The 23104-nt window shown below is 68.6% G+C and carries 24 protein-coding genes and 4 tRNA genes; 15 read left to right on the forward strand and 13 right to left on the reverse strand.

Annotated features, from left to right (window positions below; genetic code table 11):
• Window positions 1-445 precede the first annotated feature (445 nt).
• From ACQPWU_RS56390 to ACQPWU_RS56415, 6 genes are read left to right on the forward strand one after another with little or no spacing between them, the layout of a single operon-like run.
• Entirely contained in the window at window positions 446-2026 is a 1581-nt protein-coding gene (locus ACQPWU_RS56390) for a hypothetical protein (RefSeq protein WP_433435325.1), read from the forward strand.
• A 55-nt stretch (window positions 2027-2081) separates the two neighbouring features.
• The gene (locus ACQPWU_RS56395; protein WP_433435326.1) at window positions 2082-2489 is read left to right on the forward strand and encodes a roadblock/LC7 domain-containing protein; all 408 of its coding nucleotides are present in this window, start codon (window positions 2082-2084) and stop codon (window positions 2487-2489) included.
• Window positions 2486-2836: a DUF742 domain-containing protein gene (locus ACQPWU_RS56400; protein ID WP_433435327.1), complete on the forward strand. Its 351-nt coding sequence runs from the start codon at window positions 2486-2488 to the stop codon at window positions 2834-2836. Before ACQPWU_RS56395 ends, ACQPWU_RS56400 begins: the two co-directional genes overlap by 4 nt.
• Window positions 2817-3395, forward strand: a complete 579-nt coding sequence (locus ACQPWU_RS56405) for a GTP-binding protein (RefSeq protein WP_349454274.1) — start codon at window positions 2817-2819, stop codon at window positions 3393-3395. Before ACQPWU_RS56400 ends, ACQPWU_RS56405 begins: the two co-directional genes overlap by 20 nt.
• Window positions 3392-4717 (forward strand): cytochrome P450, encoded by a 1326-nt coding sequence (locus tag ACQPWU_RS56410; protein WP_433435328.1) that lies wholly within the window; start codon window positions 3392-3394, stop codon window positions 4715-4717. The genes ACQPWU_RS56405 and ACQPWU_RS56410 overlap by 4 nt, the downstream gene beginning before the upstream one ends.
• A complete protein-coding gene (locus ACQPWU_RS56415) occupies window positions 4621-5841 on the forward strand; it encodes a cytochrome P450 family protein (protein ID WP_433435329.1) in 1221 nt (406 codons plus the stop codon). The genes ACQPWU_RS56410 and ACQPWU_RS56415 overlap by 97 nt, the downstream gene beginning before the upstream one ends.
• A gap of 69 nt (window positions 5842-5910) precedes the next feature.
• Here the strand turns inward: ACQPWU_RS56415 and ACQPWU_RS56420 are convergent, their stop codons facing one another.
• The 3 genes from ACQPWU_RS56420 to ACQPWU_RS56430 all read right to left on the reverse strand — a co-directional run bounded on the left by ACQPWU_RS56420 (window position 5911) and on the right by ACQPWU_RS56430 (window position 9931).
• Window positions 5911-6915, reverse strand: coding sequence for a WxL protein peptidoglycan domain-containing protein (locus ACQPWU_RS56420; RefSeq protein ID WP_433435330.1), 1005 nt, complete (start codon window positions 6913-6915; stop codon window positions 5911-5913).
• A gap of 144 nt (window positions 6916-7059) precedes the next feature.
• Complete coding sequence (locus ACQPWU_RS56425; protein WP_433435331.1) at window positions 7060-8616, reverse strand: fibronectin type III domain-containing protein; 1557 nt, start codon at window positions 8614-8616, stop codon at window positions 7060-7062.
• Between the two features lie 103 nt (window positions 8617-8719).
• Window positions 8720-9931 carry a HupE/UreJ family protein gene (locus ACQPWU_RS56430; protein WP_433435332.1) on the reverse strand — a complete coding sequence of 404 codons (1212 nt, stop codon included), beginning with the start codon at window positions 9929-9931 and terminating at the stop codon, window positions 8720-8722.
• 175 nt (window positions 9932-10106) lie between these two features.
• On the opposite strand from ACQPWU_RS56430, the gene ACQPWU_RS56435 reads away from it, so the two are divergent.
• Window positions 10107-10781, forward strand: coding sequence for a hypothetical protein (locus tag ACQPWU_RS56435; RefSeq protein ID WP_433435333.1), 675 nt, complete (start codon window positions 10107-10109; stop codon window positions 10779-10781).
• A 95-nt stretch (window positions 10782-10876) separates the two neighbouring features.
• Here the strand turns inward: ACQPWU_RS56435 and ACQPWU_RS56440 are convergent, their stop codons facing one another.
• The 3 genes from ACQPWU_RS56440 to ACQPWU_RS56450 all read right to left on the reverse strand — a co-directional run bounded on the left by ACQPWU_RS56440 (window position 10877) and on the right by ACQPWU_RS56450 (window position 14374).
• On the reverse strand, window positions 10877-13255 hold the full coding sequence (locus tag ACQPWU_RS56440; protein WP_433435334.1) for an ATP-binding cassette domain-containing protein: 2379 nt from the start codon (window positions 13253-13255) through the stop codon (window positions 10877-10879).
• 253 nt (window positions 13256-13508) lie between these two features.
• The gene (locus tag ACQPWU_RS56445; protein ID WP_433435335.1) at window positions 13509-13919 is read right to left on the reverse strand and encodes a VOC family protein; all 411 of its coding nucleotides are present in this window, start codon (window positions 13917-13919) and stop codon (window positions 13509-13511) included.
• Between the two features lie 5 nt (window positions 13920-13924).
• A complete protein-coding gene (locus ACQPWU_RS56450; RefSeq protein ID WP_433435336.1) occupies window positions 13925-14374 on the reverse strand; it encodes a helix-turn-helix transcriptional regulator in 450 nt (149 codons plus the stop codon).
• A gap of 10 nt (window positions 14375-14384) precedes the next feature.
• Between ACQPWU_RS56450 and ACQPWU_RS56455 the strand changes: the two genes are divergently transcribed.
• The 4 genes from ACQPWU_RS56455 (at window position 14385) to ACQPWU_RS56470 (ending at window position 16249) form a co-directional block, all read left to right on the forward strand.
• Window positions 14385-14687, forward strand: coding sequence for a hypothetical protein (locus tag ACQPWU_RS56455; RefSeq protein WP_433435337.1), 303 nt, complete (start codon window positions 14385-14387; stop codon window positions 14685-14687).
• A gap of 299 nt (window positions 14688-14986) precedes the next feature.
• Complete coding sequence (locus ACQPWU_RS56460; RefSeq protein ID WP_433435338.1) at window positions 14987-15523, forward strand: TIGR03086 family metal-binding protein; 537 nt, start codon at window positions 14987-14989, stop codon at window positions 15521-15523.
• A complete protein-coding gene (locus ACQPWU_RS56465; protein WP_433435339.1) occupies window positions 15520-15849 on the forward strand; it encodes an ArsR/SmtB family transcription factor in 330 nt (109 codons plus the stop codon). The genes ACQPWU_RS56460 and ACQPWU_RS56465 overlap by 4 nt, the downstream gene beginning before the upstream one ends.
• Entirely contained in the window at window positions 15842-16249 is a 408-nt protein-coding gene (locus ACQPWU_RS56470) for an SRPBCC family protein (protein WP_433435340.1), read from the forward strand. The genes ACQPWU_RS56465 and ACQPWU_RS56470 overlap by 8 nt, the downstream gene beginning before the upstream one ends.
• A gap of 4 nt (window positions 16250-16253) precedes the next feature.
• On the opposite strand, the gene ACQPWU_RS56475 is transcribed toward ACQPWU_RS56470, so the two are convergent.
• The 6 genes from ACQPWU_RS56475 to ACQPWU_RS56500 form a co-directional block, all read right to left on the reverse strand.
• Window positions 16254-16424, reverse strand: coding sequence for a hypothetical protein (locus ACQPWU_RS56475; protein ID WP_433435341.1), 171 nt, complete (start codon window positions 16422-16424; stop codon window positions 16254-16256).
• A 334-nt stretch (window positions 16425-16758) separates the two neighbouring features.
• Window positions 16759-17553 carry a barstar family protein gene (locus ACQPWU_RS56480; protein WP_433435342.1) on the reverse strand — a complete coding sequence of 265 codons (795 nt, stop codon included), beginning with the start codon at window positions 17551-17553 and terminating at the stop codon, window positions 16759-16761.
• Between the two features lie 108 nt (window positions 17554-17661).
• Window positions 17662-17738: transfer RNA gene (locus ACQPWU_RS56485), tRNA-Phe, on the reverse strand.
• A gap of 5 nt (window positions 17739-17743) precedes the next feature.
• Window positions 17744-17818, reverse strand: a tRNA-Asp gene (locus tag ACQPWU_RS56490).
• Between the two features lie 89 nt (window positions 17819-17907).
• A tRNA-Glu gene (locus ACQPWU_RS56495) sits at window positions 17908-17980 on the reverse strand.
• Window positions 17981-19540: a metallophosphoesterase family protein gene (locus ACQPWU_RS56500; RefSeq protein WP_433435343.1), complete on the reverse strand. Its 1560-nt coding sequence runs from the start codon at window positions 19538-19540 to the stop codon at window positions 17981-17983.
• 33 nt (window positions 19541-19573) lie between these two features.
• Between ACQPWU_RS56500 and ACQPWU_RS56505 the strand changes: the two genes are divergently transcribed.
• A complete protein-coding gene (locus ACQPWU_RS56505) occupies window positions 19574-19924 on the forward strand; it encodes a metallopeptidase family protein (protein WP_433435344.1) in 351 nt (116 codons plus the stop codon).
• Between the two features lie 110 nt (window positions 19925-20034).
• Window positions 20035-21297, forward strand: coding sequence for an MFS transporter (locus ACQPWU_RS56510; RefSeq protein ID WP_433435345.1), 1263 nt, complete (start codon window positions 20035-20037; stop codon window positions 21295-21297).
• Here the strand turns inward: ACQPWU_RS56510 and ACQPWU_RS56515 are convergent, their stop codons facing one another.
• Entirely contained in the window at window positions 21298-21582 is a 285-nt protein-coding gene (locus ACQPWU_RS56515) for a PspC domain-containing protein (protein ID WP_360684829.1), read from the reverse strand.
• Window positions 21583-21673: 91 nt separating this feature from the next.
• On the opposite strand from ACQPWU_RS56515, the gene ACQPWU_RS56520 reads away from it, so the two are divergent.
• Window positions 21674-22828 carry an acyl-CoA dehydrogenase family protein gene (locus ACQPWU_RS56520; protein WP_433435346.1) on the forward strand — a complete coding sequence of 385 codons (1155 nt, stop codon included), beginning with the start codon at window positions 21674-21676 and terminating at the stop codon, window positions 22826-22828.
• A 49-nt stretch (window positions 22829-22877) separates the two neighbouring features.
• Window positions 22878-22950 (forward strand) — tRNA-Lys (locus ACQPWU_RS56525).
• Window positions 22951-23104: the final 154 nt, after the last annotated feature.

Consider the following 23104-nt stretch of genomic DNA (forward strand, 5'->3'; position numbering starts at 1 on the left):
TCGTTTACCAGAACGGCCCGGAACAATGCTCTGAAGCGCTGCCGAACCAAGGTGGGAATTGACGAGTGCGGGCTCCGACTGTCCCCCTGACTGATCGTCCGGGCCTCCTTCATACACACTTGCTTACCAATTCGGACAAAGCGGACAAAATGTGCAGCTGAACGCAGCGGCGGCCTTACACACGGTTGACTATCGTGACTAAACGGGAATACTGGTTTTCCCGTTTGGCCGTCGTTCCGCTGAGACCGAGGTTGCCCATGTCGCTTGGCCCCGCCACGCCTCAGGCAGAGCCGCACCAGGCACGCAGCCGTGCCGACGTCGCGGAAGGGCGCGGGCCACGCCGACGCGGTCCCCGCCGGCCACCTTGTGAAACCGACACGCGCCGCTAGCGGGCTCTTCGGCGGTCGACATCTCCCGCCGGCTCTCCCCGACCCCAGGACTTGTCATGCCGCCAGACTCCTTCAGCGTCCCGATAATGATCGCCGCCGTAGTTCTCGCCCTCGCTCTCGGAGGCGTCCTGATCCTCCACCAGCGCGTACGCCGTGACCTCTCCCAGGCCCGTGGGCAGCTCGTTCAGGCCCGTCAGGCACAGGAGCACCTGACGCGCGAGACCAGCGCCAGGAACCAGCGGCTGGTCCAGGCGGAGCGCCAGACCCAGGAGGGCGCGGAGCTGCTGCGCGAGGCCCGCGCCCAGCATGACCTCGTGCGCGCCGAGACCGAGCACCTGATCTCCAAGCGGATCCCCGCCCTGCTGTCCCACCTGCGCGCCCCGCACGTGATCGTGCCCGGCGTGCAGAACCCGGCGCTCGCCGGCACCGACATCGACAGGCAGCACCGCGCCGTCCTCGACGCGCTCACCCGCGGCGTCCGCGAGGAAGGCGAGCGCATCGACGAGGCGGCCCAGGCGGTCGTCAGGGGCGCCATGTCCCGCGTGCAGACCCAGGCGCTGCGCGCCCAGGACCTGCTCGCCGGCGTGCAGCAGCGCTACAGCGGCGATGAGCACACGGCGCTGCTGCGCGAGGTGCTGGGGCTCGACATGTTCAACGAACTGATCATCCGTCGCGTGCAGGTCACCGGCATCGCCTGCGGCGCCACGACCGGCCTGTCGCGTGATGACACCTATCTGGTGGACCTGATGGTGGGCGCCATCTCCCGCGTGGAGAACTTCGAGCTGCGCATCGAGGGCCCTGCCAACCACCTGCGCCGCCGGATCGGGGTCGCCGCCCGCGCCGCGGAGTCGATCCTGTTCATCACCGCCGAGCTGCTGGCCAACGCGGTCCACCACTCCCACGGCACGCTCAAGGTGACCATCGCCGTGCACGAGACCAACAACGGCGCCGCCATCGTCATCGACGACGCCGGTGTCGGCCTCAACGAGGACCAGTACGCTCGCGCGTCCCGCCTGCTGAGCGGCACGCAGCCGGTCCACCTGGTCGACATGGGCAACCCGCCCCGCACCGGCTGGGCCGCGATCGGCCGCCAGGTCGCGCACTACGGCATGCAGGTCACGGTCAAGAAGAGCGCCTTCGGTGGCGTGCAGGCCGTGCTGAACATCCCCACCGCCCTGCTGGTGGAGATGCCGGAGGACAGCCGACCGTCGGTGCTGGCGCCCGAGCCGGTCCGCGCCGCCGTCCCGACCGCCGCCACGGCCATTCGGCCGGGGCCCATGGCCGCCGCCCCGGCCGTCCAGCCGGAGCCGGTGGCGGCCTCGCGGCCGGAGCCCGTCGCCTCCTCCGTACGGACCGAGGCCGTACGGGCCGAGGCCGTACGGACCGAGCCCGCGACGGCGCCCCAGCAACGACCGGCGGAGGATCTGGCGCCGCTGCCGCAGCGTCGCCGCCAGTCGCCGCCGCGTGCCACGTCCGGCTCCAGGCCCACTGGAGGCAGTTCTCACGGCTCTGACGGCAGGTTGCTCACCACCCCGGAAGAGGCCCAGAAACGGTGGGGAGACTTCCAGGTCGGAGCGGAAGCGGGCCGCCGCGAAGCGCTCCCGACCGAGCAGCACGACATCACCGAAGGGAATTGACCGTTCCATGGACACTCACAGTGCTTCCGGCCGTGTTCAGACCAAGGGTCGCCCGTTGTCCCTCGACGTGTCCTGGGTCCTGTCACCCCTGCTGGCACTGCCCGGTGTCGCCCGCGGCGTTGTGCTGAGCCGTGACGGGCTCATCCTCGGCGGCTCGGCCGACGTGACCACCGAGAGCGGCGAGCGCGCCGCCGCCATGACGAGCTCCGTACTGGGGGCCGCGCGCGCCCTGTGCGACGGCCTCAGCAACGGCGCCGACGGCGAGGTGGTGGACATCGTCATCTCCGCCGGTAGCGGCTACTACTACGTCGCCCCGGCCGGCGACCGCGCCGCCATCGTCGTCGCCGCCACCGGGGCGGTCAACATCGGCGCGCTGGCCTACGAGGTGCAGCTCCAGGTGCAGAAGCTGATCAAGGCTCTCGACGAGGCCAGCACGGCCAGGGTGCCGGGCGTCCGGACATGACCTCCGGACGGCAACGGCGGCGGGTCGTCCCGGACTACATGGCCGCCGCGAGGTTGACCGTGCCCGAGCACATCAGCGTCGAGCGCACCACCCTGGTCTACATCGCGCCCGACGCCGCCACCGACGGGCTGGACCCTCCGGGGTCGCATCTGCTGGCACTGCTGCGGGACGGGCCGTTGTCGGTGTACGAGTGCGCCGCGCACCTGGGCCTGCCGTACTGCGTGGTGCGGTTGCTGGTCGCCGGGCTGGTCGGCGGCGGAACGCTGCTGACCCGCGATCCGCCGGCCACCGACCTGCCCGACATCGAGATCTTGGAGTTGGTGCTCAGTGGCCTCCGCGCTCTCTGACAGCCGTATCAGTACCGAACACATCCCGGTCAAGCTGGTCATCGCGGGGCCGTTTGGCGTGGGCAAGACGACCATCGTGAGTGCCCTCTCGGAGATCAAGCCCCTCAACACCGAGGAGGTGCTCACTCAGGCGGGCACTCTGGTGGACGACCTCACCGGCGTGAACGAGAAGACGACCACGACCACCGCGATCGACTTCGGCCGCCTCACCCTGCCAGGGGTGGTGCTGTACCTGTTCGGGGCGCCGGGACAGACCCGGTTCCAGGTCCTGTGGAACGAGCTGGTCCGCGGCGCGCTGGGGGTGCTGGTGCTGGCCGACACCCGCCGCATCGACGACAGCTTCGCCGTCCTCGACCTGGTGGAGAACGCCGGCATCCGCTACGCGGTGGCCGTCAACCACTTCCCCGACTCGCCGGACTACCCGCCGGATGCGCTGCGCAAGGCGCTCGACCTGGACCCGCGCACGCCGCTGGTGGTGTGCGACGCCCGCGACCCCGCCTCCGCCCGCGCCTCGCTGATCGCGCTGGTGGAGCACATCAGAGAGCTGGTGCTGTCATGACCATGCGCTATATGCCCGAAGCCGGGCGCCTGTACGGGCCGGAGTACGCCAGGGACCCGCAGGCGATCTACGCGGAGCTGCGCCGCCGGCACGGCGCGGTCGCGCCCGTGGAGATCGCCCCGGGCATCGAGGCCCATTTGGTGATCGGCTACCAGGCCGCCCTGGACGTGCTCACCAATGCCGGCGGCGTCTGGGGCAAGAACCCCAGCGCCTGGCAGACGCGGCTCCCCGACACTCCGGAGGCCGCGGGGGCGATCGCCATGCTCGGCCACCGGCCGAACGCGCTGTTCTCCGACGGGGCCGAGCACGCCCGCTACCGGAAGGTGATCTCCGACTGCTTCCAGCAGATCCAGCCGCACAAGCTGCGCCAGATGGTGAGCGAGGTGTCGGACTCGCTCATCGGCCAGTTCGCCGCGAAGGGCGAGGCCGACCTGGTCGCCGACTTCGCCCAGCTCATTCCGGCGCGCGTCTTCAACCTGCTCTTCGGGCGGCCCGACTCCGACAGCGCCGGCTTGATCGAGGCCCTGGCGGACCTGATGGAGGCTGACGGCGAGAGGGGCGCGCGGGGCAGCGACGCGTTCAGCCGCTACATCGGCGAGCTGATCCAGGCCAAGTACGCCCAGCGGGGCGACGACCTGACCTCCTGGTTCATCGACCATCCGGCCGCGCTGAACCCCGACGAGCTGGCGCAGAACATCGTGCTGGTGATGGCCGCCAGCTACGAGCCCACGGCCAACCTGATCTCCAACACGATCTCCCGGATGGTCAGCGACGACCGCTACTACAGCTCGCTGACCAACGGGGCGCTCAGCACGTACGACGCCCTCATGGAAGCCCTGCGCGCCGAGCCCGCCATGTCGAACTACGGCCCGTACTTCGTGCGCCAGCCCGTGCACTTCCACGGCACCTGGATCCAGCCGGCCGAGCTGGTCCTCGTCTCCTACGCCGCGGCCAACACCGAGCCCACCAACGTTCCCGAGGAGCTGCGCTCCGACGGCGGCGCGTACCTGGGCTTCGGCGCCGGGCCGCACCGCTGCCCGGCCAGCGACCCGGCCGTGGTCATCGCCATGACCGCGATCGAGCGCCTGACCTCTCACCTGTGCGACCTCGAACTGACCGTGCCCCGCGACGAGCTGTTGTGGCGGCCCGGCCCGTTCCACCGTGCGCTGGCACACCTGCCGGTGCGTTTCACCCCCATCCGTCCCGATCAGCCAGGAGAATCCCCGTGGGCAGTGCAGCCCCCGTCGTCCTCGATCCCTTCGGCTCCGACCTCCCCGGCGAGGTCCGCCGGCTACGTGACCTCGGCCCCCTGGTCCTCGTAGAGCTCGCGGGAGGCATCCCGGCCTGGGCGGTCACCCGGCACGACCTGCTCAAGCAGCTCATCCTCGACCCGCTGGTGAGCAAGGACAAACGGCACTGGCGGCTGCTGCCCCAGGCGCTCACCGAGCCCGGCTGGACCTGGATCATGACCTGGATCGGCGTGTCCAACATGCTCAGCGCCTACGGCGAGGAGCACCGCCGGCTGCGCAAGCTGATCGCCCCGAGCTTCACCGCGCGCCGTACCAAGGCCATGCAGCCGATCGTCGAGGGCATCGTCGCGGAGCTGCTGGACGCCATGGCCGCGGTGCCGCCGGGCCAGGCCGTCGACCTGCGCAGCGCCTACGCCCACCCGCTGCCGATGCGGGTGATCTGCGAGTTGTTCGGCGTCCCCGCGGACATGCGGGTGGAGATGGCCCAGATCATGGAGGCCATCATGGACACCACCGCCACCCCGGAGCAGGCGGCGGCCACGGCGGTCCAGATCGGTACCGTACTGCCCGCTCTGGTCACCTACAAGCGTGAGCACCCGGGCGACGACCTGACCACAGAGCTGATCAACGTCCGCGACAGCGGCGACTCGCTCAGCGACGACGAGCTGCGCGACACCCTGCTGCTCCTCATCGCCGCCGGGCACGAGACGACCGTCAACCTGATCGGCAACGCGATGCAGGCCCTGCTCACCCATCCGGACCACCTCCGGCGTGTCCTGGCGGGAGAGATCTCCTGGGACGCGGTGATCGAGGAGACGCTGCGCTGGGCGCCGTCGATCGCCAACCTGCCGCTGCGGTTCGCCATCGAGCCGATCGAGATCGGCGGCGTACGGATCGAGGCGGGCGACGCGATCATCACCAGCTACCTGGCGGCCGGGCACGACCCCGACCAGCACGGCCCGGACGCCGACGGGTTCGACCCGACCAAGGAACGCGACGAGAACCTGGCCTTCGGCGTCGGCGTGCACCGCTGCATCGGGGCTCCGCTCGCCCGCCAGGAGGCGCTCACCGCCCTGCCCGCGCTGTTCGCCCGGTTCCCGGACCTCCGGCTGGCCGTGGACGAGAGCGAGCTGACGCACGTCCCGTCCTTCATCGCGCACGGCTGGAGCAGCCTCCCGCTCCAGCTGCACCGCTGACCGTCACAGGCGACGCCCGGCCGGGACAGCTTCACCGGCCGGGCTTGCTCCTTATAGGACCCGCCGACGTCACTCCTGAGCGTCTTCGCGGAGCTTGGACTGACGGCGGCGGCGCCGGAAGACCGCGACGACCAGCCCGCAAAGGACGACGACGAAAAGCAGCAGTGCCCAAGGGGCGGTCCAGGCGTGCGTCGTGGTCTCGACGACGGCGAGCGGAGCGACGGAGTTCGACGCGTCGGTGAGCAGTGGGACGACGGCGACCGTCCCCGTCAGCCTCAGTGCGGGAACCACTTCGTGTACCGGGACGGACACCTTCCAGGTATCGCCCGGGAGCAGTTGGGGCGAGTCGTCGATCTGCCCCGCGCGGACGCCCACGTGCCCGAAGGGGCCGGTTATGGACACCGCCTGCCGAGCGGTGAGGATGGCGTTGCCCGTGTTGTGGATCGTGTACGTGACGGTGGCGTCACCCTTCCCGAACGGATTGGGCGTGCCCGAGTAGCGCACGTGCAGGTCCTCTACCGCCAGGCCCGGCTTGAGCTCGCCACCCACGCGCAGACGGATCCGGATGCCGAGACGCCGGTCCGCATTGACTCCATCCGTCAGCAAGGTGACGATGCCGCCCATGTATTCGCCGGGCGCGGCGTCGTCCGGAAGAGTGACCGTGAACGGTACTTCGACCGACTCCCCCGGCCGGACCGTCACGTCGGGCCGGTCCGTGTGGACCCACGCACCCACCTCTGCCGACTTCGCGTCCTTGGTGACCAGGTCGAGCTTGCCCCCCTCGGCGGTGAACGCGTCGGCGGCGTACACGGCCAGGTGGAGCGGTGTGGCGCCGCGGTTGACGACCACGAGACCGTCCTTGAGCCGCCCGCCCGGGTTGAGGGTGTAGCTGTAGTTCTGCCGGTCTGACCCGAAGTCATTGGAGGCCGTGCCGACCGTCCAGGGGACGTCGCCGTCCGCCGCCGCAGGTCCGGCCCCCAGCCCCAGGAAACCGAGCGCGGCGAGCAGCACCACGACAGTGGCCTGGGTGAGGGTTCGGACTGCTGTGGTCGTACGCGGTCTGGGCGGGAACATCTGGTGATCCTCGGGCAGTCTGGAAGCGGCGGGATGGAAAGCGCGGTGGGGTGGGCACCCGAGAGTGCCCACCCCACCAGGTGGAGCGGGCCGGATCAGTTCAGCGCGTTGCAGCGTGAGCGCCTCGGCACCACCCTGGGTTCTCTACTGAAGCCAGTCGGCCTCAGTCGTGGCCGGCTTGGCCTCGTCGGCCTTGCCCTTGTCCGTGCCGTTCGAGTGGATGACCACCTTGTCGACGGTCGAGCCGACCGCCGGAGCGGCGCCGGTGCCGTTGCCCGGGCCGCACCACGACACCTTGCCCAGCTCCACCGCGGCGTTGGGGGCGGCGCAGGTGCCGCTGCGGATGTTCTCGACGACGAGCTTGTTGCCACGCACCTGGACCCTCACGTAGGTGCGGACGTGCTCCTGGTTCTCGACCGAGTTGGCCCAGTGGCTCTTGGGGTTGAGCGGGTCGGGGCCGTAGTTCGGGTCCTTGGTCGTGTCCGGGGCGGTGAGGTCGTAGTACTTCGAACCCGACGCGGAGTTCGCCGTCACGTAGATGACGCCGCCCGGGCCCTTGGACACCTGCGCGGCGCCGGGCTGCTCACCCTTGTTCGCCTTCTGGCCGTTCTTGATCACGTAGCTGCGGGAGTAGCTGTGGTCGTGACCCTGCAGGACCAGGTCGACGCCGAGGCGCGAGAAGGCGGTCGGGAAGTCCTGACGACGCTGCTTGTTGTCGCTGTCGTTCGCGTGATCGGCCGGCGAGTAGATCGAGTGATGGTAGACGAGCACCGTGTGCTTGGCATCGGCGCCGTGCTTCTTGACGACATCGGTGATGTAGCCGATGTGCGCGGCGTCGGAGCCGCTGGCGTAGGCGTTGCTGTTGATGTCGATGAACAGGACGTTCTTGTACATGTACCAGTAGTCACCGCCCGACCGGGTGGCTGCCGCGCCGTTGTAGTACGGCGCGGATCGGTCGGTGTTCGGAGTCCAGAAGTGCTGTTCGTACGCCTTGCCGCCGACGTCGTGGTTACCGATGGTGGCGGCCCACGGGTACTGGCGCAGCTTGTCGGGCGCGAGGAACGCGTTCCACTGCGGCTCGTTGTTGGCGCTCTCGACCTGGTCACCGCCCGAGACCAGCAGCTCGGCGTTCGGGTTGGCGGCGAGGGCGACGTTCAGGGTGTCGTCCCACCCGGCGCCGTCCTTCGCCACGTCGCCGGACGAGCCGATCTGCGGGTCGCCGAAGAACAGGAAGTCGAGGTTGTTGCCGTTGAAGTCCTGGGTCTTGAACGAGTACGTCGTGGACCAGCTGCCATCGGCGCCCACGCGGTAGGAGTACGCGGTGTTCTGCTTCAGGCCGTCGATCGTGGCGTGACCGTTGTAGCCGCCGTTGACGGTGTTCGCGGCGACCGTGGCCGGGAAGGTCACGGCGTCGGCGGGGAACTTGCCGTTGACGAGCTTGGAAGCCGGCGCGACCTGGACCACCTGCGCGGTGTTGGCCGAGGAGTACCAGGACACGACACGCTGCGACTCGTCGGCGCCCACGCCGAGGATGATGCCGGTGGGCTGCGCGCCATCGGCAGCGCTGGCCGCGGTCGTCAGGCCGCTGCCGAGCACCGCGGTCACACCCATGACCACCGCGGTGGCACCCAAAGCCAGCCGGCGTCGAGCAAACCCCGGGCCTTCTGCCCGGTTGTCGAGCTTCATCAGGTTTCCGTCCATTTGATGGTGATAGTGAGCTTTGTCAAGATTGTGGAGTTCCGTGTCCTCGGGGTGAACGCGGGGCGGGCGCACCATTGCGCACGGCAGAAGTTGTGACGCGGTCTCAGATTCCGAGGACTCGCTGCACGAACCACACCAGGCCCATCACGGACACCCCCGCCGCGATCGCCCCGGTCGCCCACAGCCCCGCGCCAGGTCGGCGGTGGCGCAGCAGGGCGAGCAGCGGGAAGACGACGAGTATGATCGCCAGCTGAACGGCCTCGATGCCCACGTTGAAGACGAGCAGCGACCACAGAAGCGTCCACGACAAGGCCTGGTCGATGCCCAGCGCCGCGGCGAAGCCGAGTCCGTGCACGAGGCCGAAGCAGAAGACCACCGCGAGCCGCGCCCAGCCGGCGGGGTCCAGGCCGAGGTGGCCGCGCCCGAACTTCTCGAGATCTGTGGCATGCGATCGGCGCCGCCGGATCCGCCACAGATGCCAGCCCGCGACGACCGCGATCGAGAGGGCGATGACAGGCTCGACGAACGACGCGGGCACCTGCACGAGGCCGAGGGCGGCAAGGATGAAGGTCACCGAGTGGGCCACCGTGAACGTCGTCGCCGCCAGCACGATCTCGCGCAGGCGGCGTGACCCCGCGATGAGCGCCAGGAGGAACAGGATGTGGTCGAGCCCAGTGAGCAGGTGCTCGGCTCCGAGCCGGAAGAACTCCCAGAACCGCTCGGCCCAGGACTGTTGTGTGGAGAACGACCGCTGCTTGGCGTCGAGTGCGGCGCTTCCGGACGTCAGGTCGAGGTCGTAGGTGACCACCGTCTTGGTGTCGCGCACATAGCCCTCGGAATCCGGGAACAGCCCGCTGCGCACCTCGTGCGCTTCCGCGGACTCCGGGCACCGGTAGTCGAGAACCAGCAGCGCGTACGGGACACCCTCGCGTTGCTCGATCGTGAAGTCGCCGTCTTGGGCCGCCGTGCACGCCGCGCCCTCGGCCGTGACGCCGAAGCGCTCGGTCACGTACGCGACCACCGAGCCGGCGTGGGCGTGGAGCGCGGCGGCCTGCTCCGCCGCGTCGTGGGCCTCGAACGCCGCGGTGCCCGCCCGGAAGAGCGGATCGTCCTTCTCGGAGTCGGCAGCCGAGACGACGAGCAGGTCGTACTCCAGCTCGAGCTCGGAGCGGACGTGCCCGATCCCGGGCGAGGTGAGGTCGACGTACACGGTCGAGGTGAACCCGTGGGCAAGAGCGGGCACGGCACTGAGCAGAACGGCCACGGCTACCGCGGCGACGACGGCACAGGCACGACGCCGAGCGGCGTGAAACATGTGACTCCTCTTCGGTTTGCGAACGCAATCTGCTCGGCTCAGATGAACGAACGGCAGCTCACGCGCAAACCGACGACGAACCACTCCCGGCGGAAAGAGCCGCCGTCTCGAAAAGCCCCAGGTGATGGGGTAGGAAGTAGGCGCACTTCCCCACCACCCCCGAAGGACGATCTCTATGCGCTCCCGGCTTCTGCCCGCCGGCATCCTGGCCGCGGCAGTCGCGACCGCCGTACTGGTCAGCGGGTGCAGCTCAAGCGACGACTGGTCCCGGCCGCACGAGAAGCCCACCGCCGTCGGCACCCTCGGCCCGGGGTTCTCCGACCCGGCCGCACCGCCCGCCCCGGAGGCGACGATCACGCCGCGGCCCCGCTCCTGGGACGGGGTCCGTCCGTCGGAGGGCTACCGCGTGGTGCTGCTCACCGCGGGAGAAGACCCTCAGACCAGGACGCTGGTGAACGCCGTGACAGAGTGGGCCGAGGAGGAGGACGTCAGCCTCAAGACCATCGCGGCCACGAAGCCGGACCAGTACATCCCGAGCATCAGCAGGGCGATCAACCTCACGCCCGACCTCATCATCAGCGCCGGCAACGACCTCGTCGACCCCCTGGCCATGGTCACTCCGAACCACCTCGACCAGCGGTTCCTCGTGGTCGGCGCCGAGCTGGCCGAGCCCACGGAGAACGTCACCGCCGCCGACTGGACCGGCGCGTCGTTCCGCGGCGAGGGGCTCGGCATGTCCTCGACGTACGATCCCGCCACCTTCACCGCCGAGCGCGCCGGACGCGCCGTCCGGGCCGGTGTCGCGGCCGTGCTCAACGGCCTGACCGGCATCGTGGTCTGGCTCGACTAGCCGGCCTGTGGGCGCATGGGTGACGAGTCGGCCACCCCGGCGAACGCTCGAGTTCGCCGGGGTGAATCGTCTCGCGGTGTCCGCGAGGGCCTCGATCAGGCGCCGACGTAGGCCGCGAGGTGCTCACCGGTGAGGGTGGAGCGGGCGGCGACGAGGTCGGCGGGTGTGCCCTCGAAGACGATCCGGCCGCCGTCGTGGCCGGCGCCGGGGCCGAGGTCGATGATCCAGTCGGCGTGCGCCATGACCGCCTGGTGGTGCTCGATGACGATGACCGACTTGCCGGAGTCGACGAGCCGGTCGAGCAGGCCGAGCAGGTGCTCGACGTCGGCGAGGTGCAGGCCGGTCGTCGGCTCGTCGAGGACATACACGCCGCCCTTGTCGGCCATGTGGGTGGCCAGCTTGAGGCGCTGCCGCTCGCCGCCGGACAGCGTGGTGAGCGGCTGGCCGATGCCGAGGTAGCCGAGCCCGACGTCGGCGAGCCGGCCGAGGATGGCGTGCGCGGCCGGCGTACGCGCCTCGCCGGCGCCGAAGAACTCCTCGGCCTCGTTCACCGACATCGCGAGCACCTCGCTGATGTCGCGGCCGCCGAAGTGGTAGTCCAGCACCGCTGCCTGGAACCGCTTCCCCTCGCACTCCTCGCAGGTGTTGGCGACGCCGGCCATCATTGCCAGGTCGGTGTAGATGACGCCGGCGCCGTTGCAGGTGGGGCAGGCGCCCTCGGAGTTGGCGCTGAACAGCGCCGGCTTCACGCCGTTGGCCTTCGCGAACGCCTTGCGGATCGGGTCGAGCAGTCCGGTGTACGTCGCCGGGTTGCTCCGTCGCGAGCCGCGGATGGGCGCCTGGTCGACCGACACCACACCCGCCGAGGCGGGGACCGACCCGTGCATGAGCGAACTCTTGCCGGAGCCCGCCACGCCGGTGACTACACAGAGCACCCCGAGCGGGATGTCGACGTCGACGTCCCGCAGGTTATTCGCCGTCGCGCCACGGATCTCCAGGGTGCCCTTGCGCGTCCGTACCGTCTCCTTGAGGGCGGCCCGGTCGTCGAAATGGCGGCCGGTGATGGTGCCGCCGGTCCGCAACCCCTCGACGGTGCCCTCGAAACAGATGGTGCCGCCCGCCGTACCGGCGCCGGGGCCGAGGTCGACGATGTGGTCGGCGATCGCGATCGCCTCCGGCTTGTGCTCCACGACGAGCACCGTGTTGCCCTTGTCCCGCAACCGCAGCAGCAGGTCGTTCATCCGCTGGATGTCATGGGGGTGCAGGCCGATGGTGGGCTCGTCGAACACGTACGTGACGTCGGTGAGCGAGGAGCCGAGGTGGCGGATCATCTTGACGCGCTGCGCCTCGCCGCCGGACAGCGTGCCCGACGGACGGTTGAGCGAGAGGTAGCCCAGCCCGATCTCCACGAACGACTCGAGGGTCCGCACCAGAGTCGTGAGCAGCGGCGCCACCGACGGCTCGTCGAGGCCGCGGACCCATTCGGCCAGGTCGCTGATCTGCATCGCGCAGGCGTCGGCGATGCTGATCCCCTTGATCTTCGACGACCGGGCTTCCTTGCTGAGCCGGGTGCCGTCGCACTCGGGGCAGATGGCGAAGGTGACCGTCCGCTCCACGAAGGCGCGGATGTGCGGCTGCAGCGAGTCGACGTCCTTGGACAGCATCGACTTCCGGATCTTCGGGATCAGACCCTCGTAGGTCAGGTTGATGCCGTCGACCTTGATCTTGGTCGGCTCCTTGTAGAGCAGGTCGTTGAGCTCTCTCTTGGTGAACTTCTTGATCGGCTTGTCCGGGTCGAAGAAGCCGCAGCCAGAGAAGATCCGGCCGTACCAGCCGTCCATGCTGTAGCCGGGGATGGTGAGCGCACCCTCGTTGAGCGACTTGGTTTCGTCGTACAGCTGAGTCAGGTCGATGTCGTTGACCGAGCCGCTGCCCTCGCAGCGCGGGCACATGCCGCCAGTGATGCTGAAGCTGCGACGCTCCTTCATGGTCTTCCCGGCGCGCTCCAGCGTGACCGCACCCGCTCCGCTTATCGAGGCGACGTTGAAGGAGAACGCCTGAGGAGAGCCGATGTGCGGCTGCCCGAGCCGGCTGAAGAGGATGCGCAGCATCGCGTTGGCGTCGGTGGCGGTGCCGACCGTGGAGCGGGTGTCGCCACCCATCCGCTGCTGGTCGACGATGATCGCGGTCGTCAGCCCTTCGAGTACGTCGACCTCCGGCCGCGCCAGCGTCGGCATGAAGCCCTGCACGAAGGCGCTGTAGGTCTCGTTGATCATCCGCTGCGACTCCGCGGCGATCGTGCCGAACACCAGCGAGCTCTTGCCCGAGCCGGAGACGCCGGTGAACACCGTCAGCCGGCGCTTCGGGATCTCGACGCTGACGTCCTTGAGGTTGTTCACGCGCGCGCCGTGCACGCGGATCAAGTCGTGGCTGTCGGCAACGTGCGGCGCAGGCGACTGCGCGTCCGTTCTCATCGTGTCTCCATCTGTTACGGGGGGCCGCCTTCGCGGTCTCCATCGGCGTCGCCTGGCTCGATATGACCAGCCTCGAGCAGTACGCCTCAGCGCGGTCGCGGCAACGGTCTACTGTCTACCTGATCGGCGGTGTGGTCCGGCATGGCGCGATGCGCGTCCGAGGCAGCGTCCGTCGCGCATCGACTCGCGGCCGGGCAGCCCGTTCACCTCGGCGCCTTCACGGGTGCCGTCTGTGCTGCGGTCGCCGGACGGCTCAGCGCAGCTCCTGGATGCGGATCAGGTTGCCCGCGGGATCGCGGATGGCGCAGTCGCGAACCCCGTACGGCTGCTCGGCCGGCTCCTGGACGACCTCGGCGTCGCCGGCCTGCAGGCGCTCGAAGGTGCCGTCGAGGTCGGTGGTGGCCAGGACGATTCCGGCGTAGGTGCCCTTGGCCATCATCTCGACGATGGTGCGGCGCTCGTCGTCGGTGATGCCGGGGTCGACGACCGGCGGCTGCAGGACGACGGACGTATCGGGCTGGTCGGCGGGGCCGACGGTGATCCAGCGCATCCCGCCGTATCCGACGTCGTTGCGGACCTCGAAGCCGAGGATGTCGCGGTAGAAGGCCAGGGACGCGTCCGGGTCGTCGTGCGGGAGGAAGCTCGCGTGAATGGTGATGCACATGGCGGTCAGGCTAGTTGCGGCTCCGTGACCCGCGCTTCTCGATTCCTGACCGGTCTGGTCACCTGTTTCGCCGCGCACGACGGCATCCCCGCCGTCGCGTGAGCTGTCTGGATCCGATAGGTGCTGGGCGGCACCCCGACCAACTCGGTGAAGCGGGTGCTGAAGGTGCCCAGCGACGCGCAGCCGACCGCGAAACAGACCTCGGTGACGCTGAGGTCGCCACGTCGCAGCAGCGCCATCGCGCGCTCGATGCGCCGCGTCATGAGATAGGCGTACGGCGACTCGCCGTACGCGAGCCGGAACTGACGGCTGAGGTGCCCGGCCGACATGTTCACGCCTCGGGCGAGCGCCTCGACGTCGAGCGGCTTCGCGTACTCCCGGTCGATCCGGTCGCGTACGCGGCGCAACCGCGCGAGGTCGCGCAGGTGCTGCGCCGCGGCGGGTCTGCTGGTCACCTACGCGATCGTGCCACGTCGCACCGGACTTGCCCAGCGCCGCCGGCGTCCCACCCTGTTCCACATCGAGGCCTACGAGCTCAAGGGGTACCAGGGAGGACACGCCGCGCCGTCTCCAATCCCGTATGGCAAGATCTTGGGAAGCAGCTCCGCACCACGCGGCCTTACCTTGGCGACCGCGTACGAGACCCTTTCAAGAGGCGGAGACCAGGCCATCGCCCGATGGCTGGAACGCAACCCCGGCTCGCGCATGGTCGTCATCGACGTGTTCGCCAAGGTACGGGGCACTACTCCGCCCGGCCTGTCCGCGTAGGACCGGACTGGGACGACATCGCAGCACGACTGACGGCAGATGCTTCAGAACCGGGCTGATCACGACTAGCGCCAGAGGCTCACCGAGACCACGGTGATGTGCCATGGAGCACGACTTCAGCAGATGCGGCGCCGGTGTCAGCCGCTTGGATCGAACCCCAGTCGAGGGGCTCGAGGTCGTACAGCTGGGCGAGGTTGCGCACGTCCATGGCTCCTCCGATGTCGGGAGACGTCCTACCTCACGGTCCGTCCACAAATGACCAATTGATTTTTGTACAAATCAATGTTTGTATAGTGTCCATGCTCATCACCGACACCCTCGACCTGGTCGACGAGGGCCTGGCGTGGACGACGGCCCGCATCGCCGCCGTCCCGGCCGATGCCCTCGACGCCCCCACCCCTTGCGACGACTGGGACCTCCGGACGCTGCTCGACCACACCGTCGAGAGCCTGGCGATCTTCGCCGACGCCCTCGACGGCGGCGGCGCCACCGCCACCGGACCATGGGACGCCGCCATGGCCGACCTCGCGACCCGGACCCGGCTCGCCTGGAGGCAGCCCGGCGCGATGGACCGCACCTACGAACCGCCGTTCGGGGCGATGCCCGGGCCGGTCATGGCGTCGACGAACCTGCTCGAGGCCGTCGTCCACGGCTGGGACATCAGCCAGGCGAGCGGCGAAGCGGCGTCCATCCCGGACGACCTCGCGCTCGCCATCCTCGCCTTCGCCCACGCGGCCGTAGGGGAGGCGCAGCGCGGCGACGCCTTCGGCCCGGCGCTCGACATCGGCGCCACGCCGTCCGAGCAGCTCGTCGCCTACCTCGGCCGGACGCCGTGAGCGCCGCCGCCGAGGTGCTGGACAGCACCCTTCGGGCGCTGGCCGACGGCAACCGCCGCGCCATCCTGAGCATCGTTCGGGACGAACCCCGGGCGGTGGGCGAGGTCGCCGAGGCTATGGCGATGAGCCAACAGTCCGTTTCCCACCACCTCCGGGTGCTCCGGGGGGCCGGGCTCGTCACCGAGACGCGGGAGGGTACCCGCCACCTGTTCGTCGTGCGCGCCGACGGCTTCGCCGTCGTCCGCCAGTTCCTGGAGGGCTTCTGGCCCGATCACCTGGCAGCTCTCAAGGCCGCCGCCGAGAAGACCGCGAGGACCAATGGCTGAGTTCGCAACCTCCATCGACATCGAGGCCCCGCCCGAGATCGTGTTCGACCACCTCGTCACGGTCGACGGGGTGCTGGCGTGGATGGGCCAGCGCGCCGAGCTCGATCCCCGGCCGGGCGGCGTGTTCGCCGTCGACATCGACGGGAACCCGATCCGCGGCGAGTTCGTCGAGGTTGACCGGCCCCGCTCGCTCATCGTCACCTGGGGCCTGGAGGCCAACGACGTCCTCCCCGCCGGATCGACCAAGGTGGCGTTCCGCCTTACGCCGACGGCCACCGGCACGCGGGTCGACCTGACCCACTCGAACCTGCCGGAGTCGCAGGTCCCGCCCCACGCCGAGGGCTGGCCGCACTTCCTCGGCATCCTCGCTCAGACGGCGGCCACCACCGCCGCCGCCTGATCGATCAGGTCGGCCGGGGCTCCCGGGGCGGCCGAGCACGCGCTCGGCCGACCGTGCTGCGCTGGATCTCGCCGGTGCCGCCGGCGATGCGCGTCCCCGGGGTCCCGGTCACCTGCTCGTGCCTCGCGTAGCTGCTCCACTCCCCCGTGTCGGCCTGCAGCTGAGCCCCGAACACGAGTGACGCCACCTTCGTGAGCCGCTGGTCCCTGGACGTAAGTCCGCAAGGAGGTTGTGGCAGACGTCCGCTGTCGCTGGAGGACTGGCGATGGTCTCAGCCTCAATCAATCAGATTGCACCCGAACGCGAGCACCTGTTGCTACCAGACGACCGGCACCCGACCGGCTGGGCACGAGGGAAGATCGGCAGAGATGGGACCTGTGGCTGCACGAGGACAGAGCGTCTCGCGCATCGCTTCGTATTCGCGCTGCGACACCATGACGACGCCTTCTCCACCTGGGCGGGTGAGCGGTCAAGGTGCATGGTCAACTGCCGGCGTACGAGACTGGTAGTCACCTCAACACGACATCCACATCACGCTCCCCGAAGATCGTCTGAACGATCTCGAAAAAGGCCGGAGCGTCATCCGCCTCCTCCGAGGCCCTTGTCAGGGACCGCCGCGCAACTTGGGAGTCGCTCCAGACCAGCGTGAACGGCGTCCTAGCTCCGAAGCGACCCCGCAGACAGTCGTCCAGCGCGGCGAGGTTCCAGCCGAAGTAGCCGCCAGGCCCGTTGATGGCCTCTCCAATCGCAAGGTAGAAGGCGGCCTCATCGGTGACGTGGGTTCCATCGAGGTGGTACACGCATCCTGGCAGACGATCGAGTCCTCCGGCCCTCCGAAACTTGCTGCGGCCGACGATGGTCAGCCATTCCCGTCTGCCCTCCGGCCCGTACACCGCCCACTGGTTGAGCTGATCAGGCCGAGCCGAACGCCAGCGCTCCCAGACATCCCGCGCGCCGGCCGACGGACTGTCGAGCCCCCACAGAGCGACGATGTCGACCCGCTCAGGATCGAGTCGCGAGGGTCGCCATTCGAGAATCTCGCCCGCCCAGAAGTCCACGAGCGGCTCCCCTGCCATGTCGAGCATCCGGAGCCATAACGAGTCCAGTGGATTCCTCTGGCGATAGCGCTTGGATCCCTCAAGGTAGTCACGTAAGCGCTGAGCAAGAGAGCATCCCAGGATTTCTACCGTGAGGTCCTCGTCACTTTCCGTCGGCTCGACGAAGACGCCCTCGGCATCGAGGCACACCCCGAGAATCTGATCATCCTCGTCGACCAGAAGAAATTTCGGCTGGACGGAATCCATGCACCCATCCTCACCCGCGATCAATGACATTGCTGTCACTGTTACTGTCAGAGGAGATCAAAAAAGCCCCGAACGAGGATCCGTTCGGGGCGTTCTTGCTGCTCAAAATGGTGGTCAGGGGCAGGGTCGAACTGCCGACCTTCCGCTTTTCAGGCGGACGCTCGTACCAACTGAGCTACCTGACCCAGAGCGGTCCTGACGGGACTTGAACCCGCGACCTCCACCTTGACAGGGTGGCGAGCACTCCAAACTGCTCTACAGGACCTTGCGTTTCTTGCCGTTTGCGCTCGCTTAGCTTACCAGCTCTTCGGTGGTCTTGGACCAGCCGTTTTCCGGTGCGCCAAACGCTCGCAGTGCCCCCAACGGGATTCGAACCCGTGCCGCCGCCTTGAAAGGGCGGTGTCCTAGGCCGCTAGACGATGGGGGCTCAGGATTCCCTGTCGCCTTCCGTCGGAGACCTCTGAAGCATAGGGGACGATTGCCCTTGATGCCAAAGCGGCTGACCGGTGGTCGGCGTCGGAGTGCCAGTGACCGGTCCCGTTGGCGACGGGGCGTTCGCTGGCTCCGGAGAAATCATACGTTGTGGGTCGGGCTCCACGTGACGCTGGATGTACACCGACTGCTCCCCCAGGCCGCCCAGCGTGATGTCGTCCCACGCCTGCATGCGCTTGGTCTCCCTGTCGAAGTACAGGACCGAGGCCTGCACGGGCGTGGGCTGGGCGTGTTCGAGGGCGCGCAGGCCGGCGCCGCCGGTCGACCCCTGGACGAGCAGGCGGGTGCCCGAAGGGAGCAGGGTCGTCTTGCGCGCATGGGTGTGGCCGGCGAGGATCAAGGGCGCCACGCCGGAGAAGCCCTTGCCGACGTCCGGGTCGTGTACGGCGATCACGTCCGGGCTGCCGACCTGGCCGAGGTGGGAGCGGGCGAACTGGCTGAGTACGGCGGGGTCCGAGTCTGTCGCCACGGACTTGTCCGGGGTGAAGCGAGGATCCCCTAGGCCGTAGATTTTCAGGCCCGCCACCGTCTCCGTGGTGTTGTCGAGGACTACGGAGTTCTTCTGCTTCTCGACCGCTTTCTGGGTGGTCATCGAGTCGTGATTGCCCCGTACGTACACATACGGGACCCCCAGGCGGCCGATCTCGTCGACGAACTTGTTCTCCGCCTTGGTGCCGTGGTCGGAAATGTCGCCCGTGTCGATGATCATGTCCACGCCGAACTGGTCCTTGAGGGAGCGGACGACGTTCCAGGCGATGGGATTTATGTGGATATCGGAGATATGGAGGACCCGGATGGTCCTGGGGTTGGTGTCGTACAGAGGCAGGGTGGAGACGGTGTCGTAGAGCTTCGAGACGTTCGTGACGAGCTTGGTGAGTTGCGACCTGTACGACTCGAAGCGGGACACGATCGACTCGGCGCTGCCCACCAGCGATGGCGCGGCGGCGATGAGCCCCGAGTAGCGGGGCTCGACGAGCGAGCTGGGACGGAAGGTGAGCGCTGCGAGGGCTCCCGTGGCCGCCAGACCCACGGCGGCGGCCAAAAGGCCCGCGAAGGCCACACGGGGGCGCCTGAAGACCATCAGGACGGCGATCAACGCCCCCGCCCCCGCGCACAGGAGCGAGCGGATCACAAGGGCGCGCACGCCGTCCAGGAGGTCGCTCTCGATGAGACCGGGCAGACGGTCGGCCAGACGCGGGTCCTCTATGAGGGCTTTGGCGCGGTCCTGGTCGATGTTCTCGAGCGTGATGCGCAGCCGCAGCGGCGCGTCGTGCGTGCGGAACGTGAGCGTGCCCAGTGGACTGGCGTCCACGACCGTCTCGCCGTTCCACGCCGGGCGGAGCGACATTCCGGTCTCCACGGGACCGATCTGGGCGCGTACGGTGCCGCTGAGGAAGATGCCCAGCCAGGCACCCACAGCGGCGACGAGGAGCACCGCCGCCGCTCTCGCCGTCCTGGAGTTGATGACTGCTTTTGACCTGTGAACGAACTTCATACAGTTTCTTGCCTACCCGAGCGACGAGGCAGAATGGGCAGCGTGATCGAGGTTTCGCGGGAGAAGTTCGAAGAACTCGTGGCCGAGGCATTGGACACGATTCCCCCTGACCTCGCCCGCGCCATGAGCAATGTCGTCGTAACGGTCGTCGATGACCCGCCGGAGCCCCACCTGCTCGGCCTGTACACCGGTGTCCCCCTCACCGAACGCGGCGACTGGTACTCAGCAGTCCTGCCCGACCGCATCGAGATCTACCGTCATCCGATATGTCAGATCTGCGATACGGAGGCGGACGTCGTCGACGAGGTCCGCATCACGGTCCTCCACGAGGTCGGGCATCACTTCGGCATCGACGACGCCAGACTTCACGAGCTGGGTTGGTAACCCTTTGCTTTTGGTTCGCTGCTTTGGGTTGCGGCTTGCCATAATGATCGGGCACCTTAGGTAACACACCGAGCACCGTAAGTCAGGCACAGCGGAGTCCAATGGGGGCCATGCGGGCGCGACGGCCGCAGGGACGGCATCGCCGTGCCGAGGACCAAGCCACATACCGAGAAGTCATCGCCATCAGGGAGTTCAGGGCGCTCTGGTACGGCCAGGGCCTTTCGCTCCTGGGTGACCAGCTCGCGCAGGTGGCGCTCGCCGTACTCGTCTACGATCGCACGCGCTCGCCGCTGGCCACGGCCGCGGTGTACGCGCTGACGTACCTCCCGCCGATCGTGGGAGGGCCGCTGCTGGCCGGCCTGGCGGACCGGTTCGCGCGCAGGGGCGTCATGCTCATCTGCGACCTGATCAGGGCCGTGCTGGTGGGCGTGATGGCGGTGCCCGGCATGCCGTTCTGGGCGCTGTGCGCGCTGGTGTTCCTGGTGGTGCTGCTCAGTGCGCCGTTCTCGGCCGCGCGGGCCGCGCTGCTGCCCGAAGTGCTCGAAGGCGACCAGTACGTCATCGGCTCGGCCCTCCAGAACATGACGAACCAGGCCGTACAGATGCTCGGTTTCGCGGCTGGCGGAGCGGTCATCGCGACCATAGGCCCCTACCGGGCGCTCGCTCTGGACGCCGCGACGTTCCTCGGCTCCGCGTTGATCCTGATCTCCGGGGTACGGCGCCGCCCCGCCGCCAACCGCGACGGCACGAAACCGTCCATGTGGACCATGACCGCGGCGGGAGCCCGGCTCGTCTTCGGATCGCGGCCGCTGCGGACGCTTGTCCTGTTCGCGTGGTTGTGCGGCTTCTACATCCTGCCTGAGGGCATCGCGGTGCCGTACGCGGCCAAGCTCGCCACAGGGACGCTGCCGGTCCCCGTGATCACCGGGTTGCTGATGGCGGCGATGCCGACCGGAACGGTGGTGGGGGCGTTCCTTTTCAGCAGGTTCGTAGGGCCGCAGCGGAGGTTGCGGCTTATGGGGTTGATGGCCATGCTGAGCTGCGCGCCCTTGATCGTGACGGCGCTCCGGCCGCCGCTGGCCGTGGTGCTCGCCGCGTGGGTTCTGTCGGGGATCGGCGGGGCGTACCAGCTCGCGGCCAATGCCGCCTTCGTCCAGCATGTTCCGGCCGAACGTCGCGCCCAGGCGTTCGGCCTCGTGCAGTCGGGGCTGATGGCCGTACAGGGGATCGGGATCTTGGCCGGCGGGTTCGCGGCGGAGAGACTCGGTCCAGAGCCGGTGGTCGCGCTGGCCGGGATCACCGGGGTGATCTGCGCGGCCGTGCTCGCCATGATCTGGACCGAGGCCCGGGAACACGTGCCCGCCACGGCCTGATCACTGCTGCGGCTTGTGCTCGCCGCTCCAGTCCGTTCTGCTGCGGTCCTGCTGCTTGTGGATCAGGTCCTGCACGATGGAGGTGTCGCTGTCCTCCTCGGGCATGAGGAGCCAGCCGATCGCGTAGACGCCGACACCCAGTCCGCCGAAGAGCGTCGCGATGGCCAGTGCGATGCGCACCAGGTTGGCGTCGATCCCGACGTACTCGCCGATGCCGGAGCAGACGCCCGCGACGATCCTGCCCTTGTGAGTCCGACGCAGCTTCTTGACGTTGTATTCGCTCATGCCCCAAGACTGCCCTTGTACCCGGTGTTCGCACATCAGGATTCCCCCTGGTAGAACCCTGGTAGCCCCCTATGTAACGAAGGGACCCGCGATGGACGACCTGCTTCGCCTGGACGACCAGCTCAACGCCGACCAGCGGCTGATCCGCGACACGGTCAAGTCGTTCGTTTCCGACCGCATCCTGCCGTACGTGGGCGACTGGTTCGAGAAGGCTGTCTTCCCGGCCCGCGAGCTCGCGCCCGAGCTAGGCTCGCTCGGCCTGCTGGGCATGCACCTGGAGGGGTACGGCTGCGCGGGGACGGACGCGGTGTCGTACGGGGTGGCGTGCCGCGAGATGGAGGCCGGCGATTCGGGCCTGCGCTCCTTCGTCTCCGTCCAGGGCTCGCTGGCCATGTTCCCCATCTGGCGATATGGCTCGGATGAGCAGAAGGATGAGTGGCTGCCCCGGATGGCCGCCGGGACGGCGATCGGCTGCTTCGGGCTGACGGAGCCGGACCACGGGTCCGACCCCGCCAATATGCGGACTTATGCCAAGAAAGACGGATCCGACTGGATCCTGAACGGCTCCAAGATGTGGATCACCAACGGCTCCATCGCCGACGTGGCCGTGGTGTGGGCGCAGACCGACGAAGGCATCCGCGGCTTCGTCGTACCGACCTCCACCCCCGGCTTCTCCGCCCCTGAGATCCACAAGAAACTGTCCCTAAGGGCCTCGATCACCTCGTCCCTCTACTTCGACGACGTCCGCCTGCCCGCCTCCGCCGTCCTCCCGGGCGTCGCCGGCCTCCGCGGCCCGCTCTCCTGCCTCTCGGAGGCCCGCTTCGGCATCATCTGGGGCGTCGTGGGCGCCGCCCGCGCCTGCCTTGAGGCGGCGGTGGAGTACGCGAAGACCCGCGTCCAGTTCGACAAGCCGATCGGCGCGTTCCAGCTGACGCAGGAGAAACTCGCCTGGATGTACGTCGGCGCCGCCCAGGCGGGGCTCACCGCCCTGCATCTGGGTGCGCTCAAGGACGCTGGGCAGCTGGAGCCCCGGCAGATCAGCTTCGGCAAGCTGGCCAACGTACGCGCCGCCCTCGACATCGCCCGCCAGGCCCGGTCCATCTTGGGCGGTAACGGGATCACGCTGGAGTACCCTGTGATCAGGCACATGAACAACCTGGAGTCGGTGCTGACGTACGAGGGGACGCAAGAGATCCACACGCTGGTGCTCGGGGAGGCGCTGACGGGACTGGCCGCTTACCGGTGATGCGGGCGTCGCGGGCAGGGCGGTAATCTCTGTACCCTTGCTGTTGCGAGGGGCGTTAGCTCAATTGGCAGAGCTGCGGACTTTTAATCCGTAGGTTCCGGGTTCGAGCCCCGGGCGCCCTACTACCCTACACCCCATCTGACCTGCAATTTCGCGGTCCCGAGGTGCCTTGCGCGAGGCCGAGACGCGCGGATGGTTGCTCGTCGGCTGCTCGCGGGCACGGATTGGGCACATGTGACCGGGGCCGGTAGATCGTTCAGGCACCCAACGTCTGGG

It is taken from the genome of Nonomuraea sp. CA-141351, from assembly GCF_050944675.1.
In the GTDB taxonomy this organism is placed as follows: Bacteria; Actinomycetota; Actinomycetes; order Streptosporangiales; family Streptosporangiaceae; genus Nonomuraea.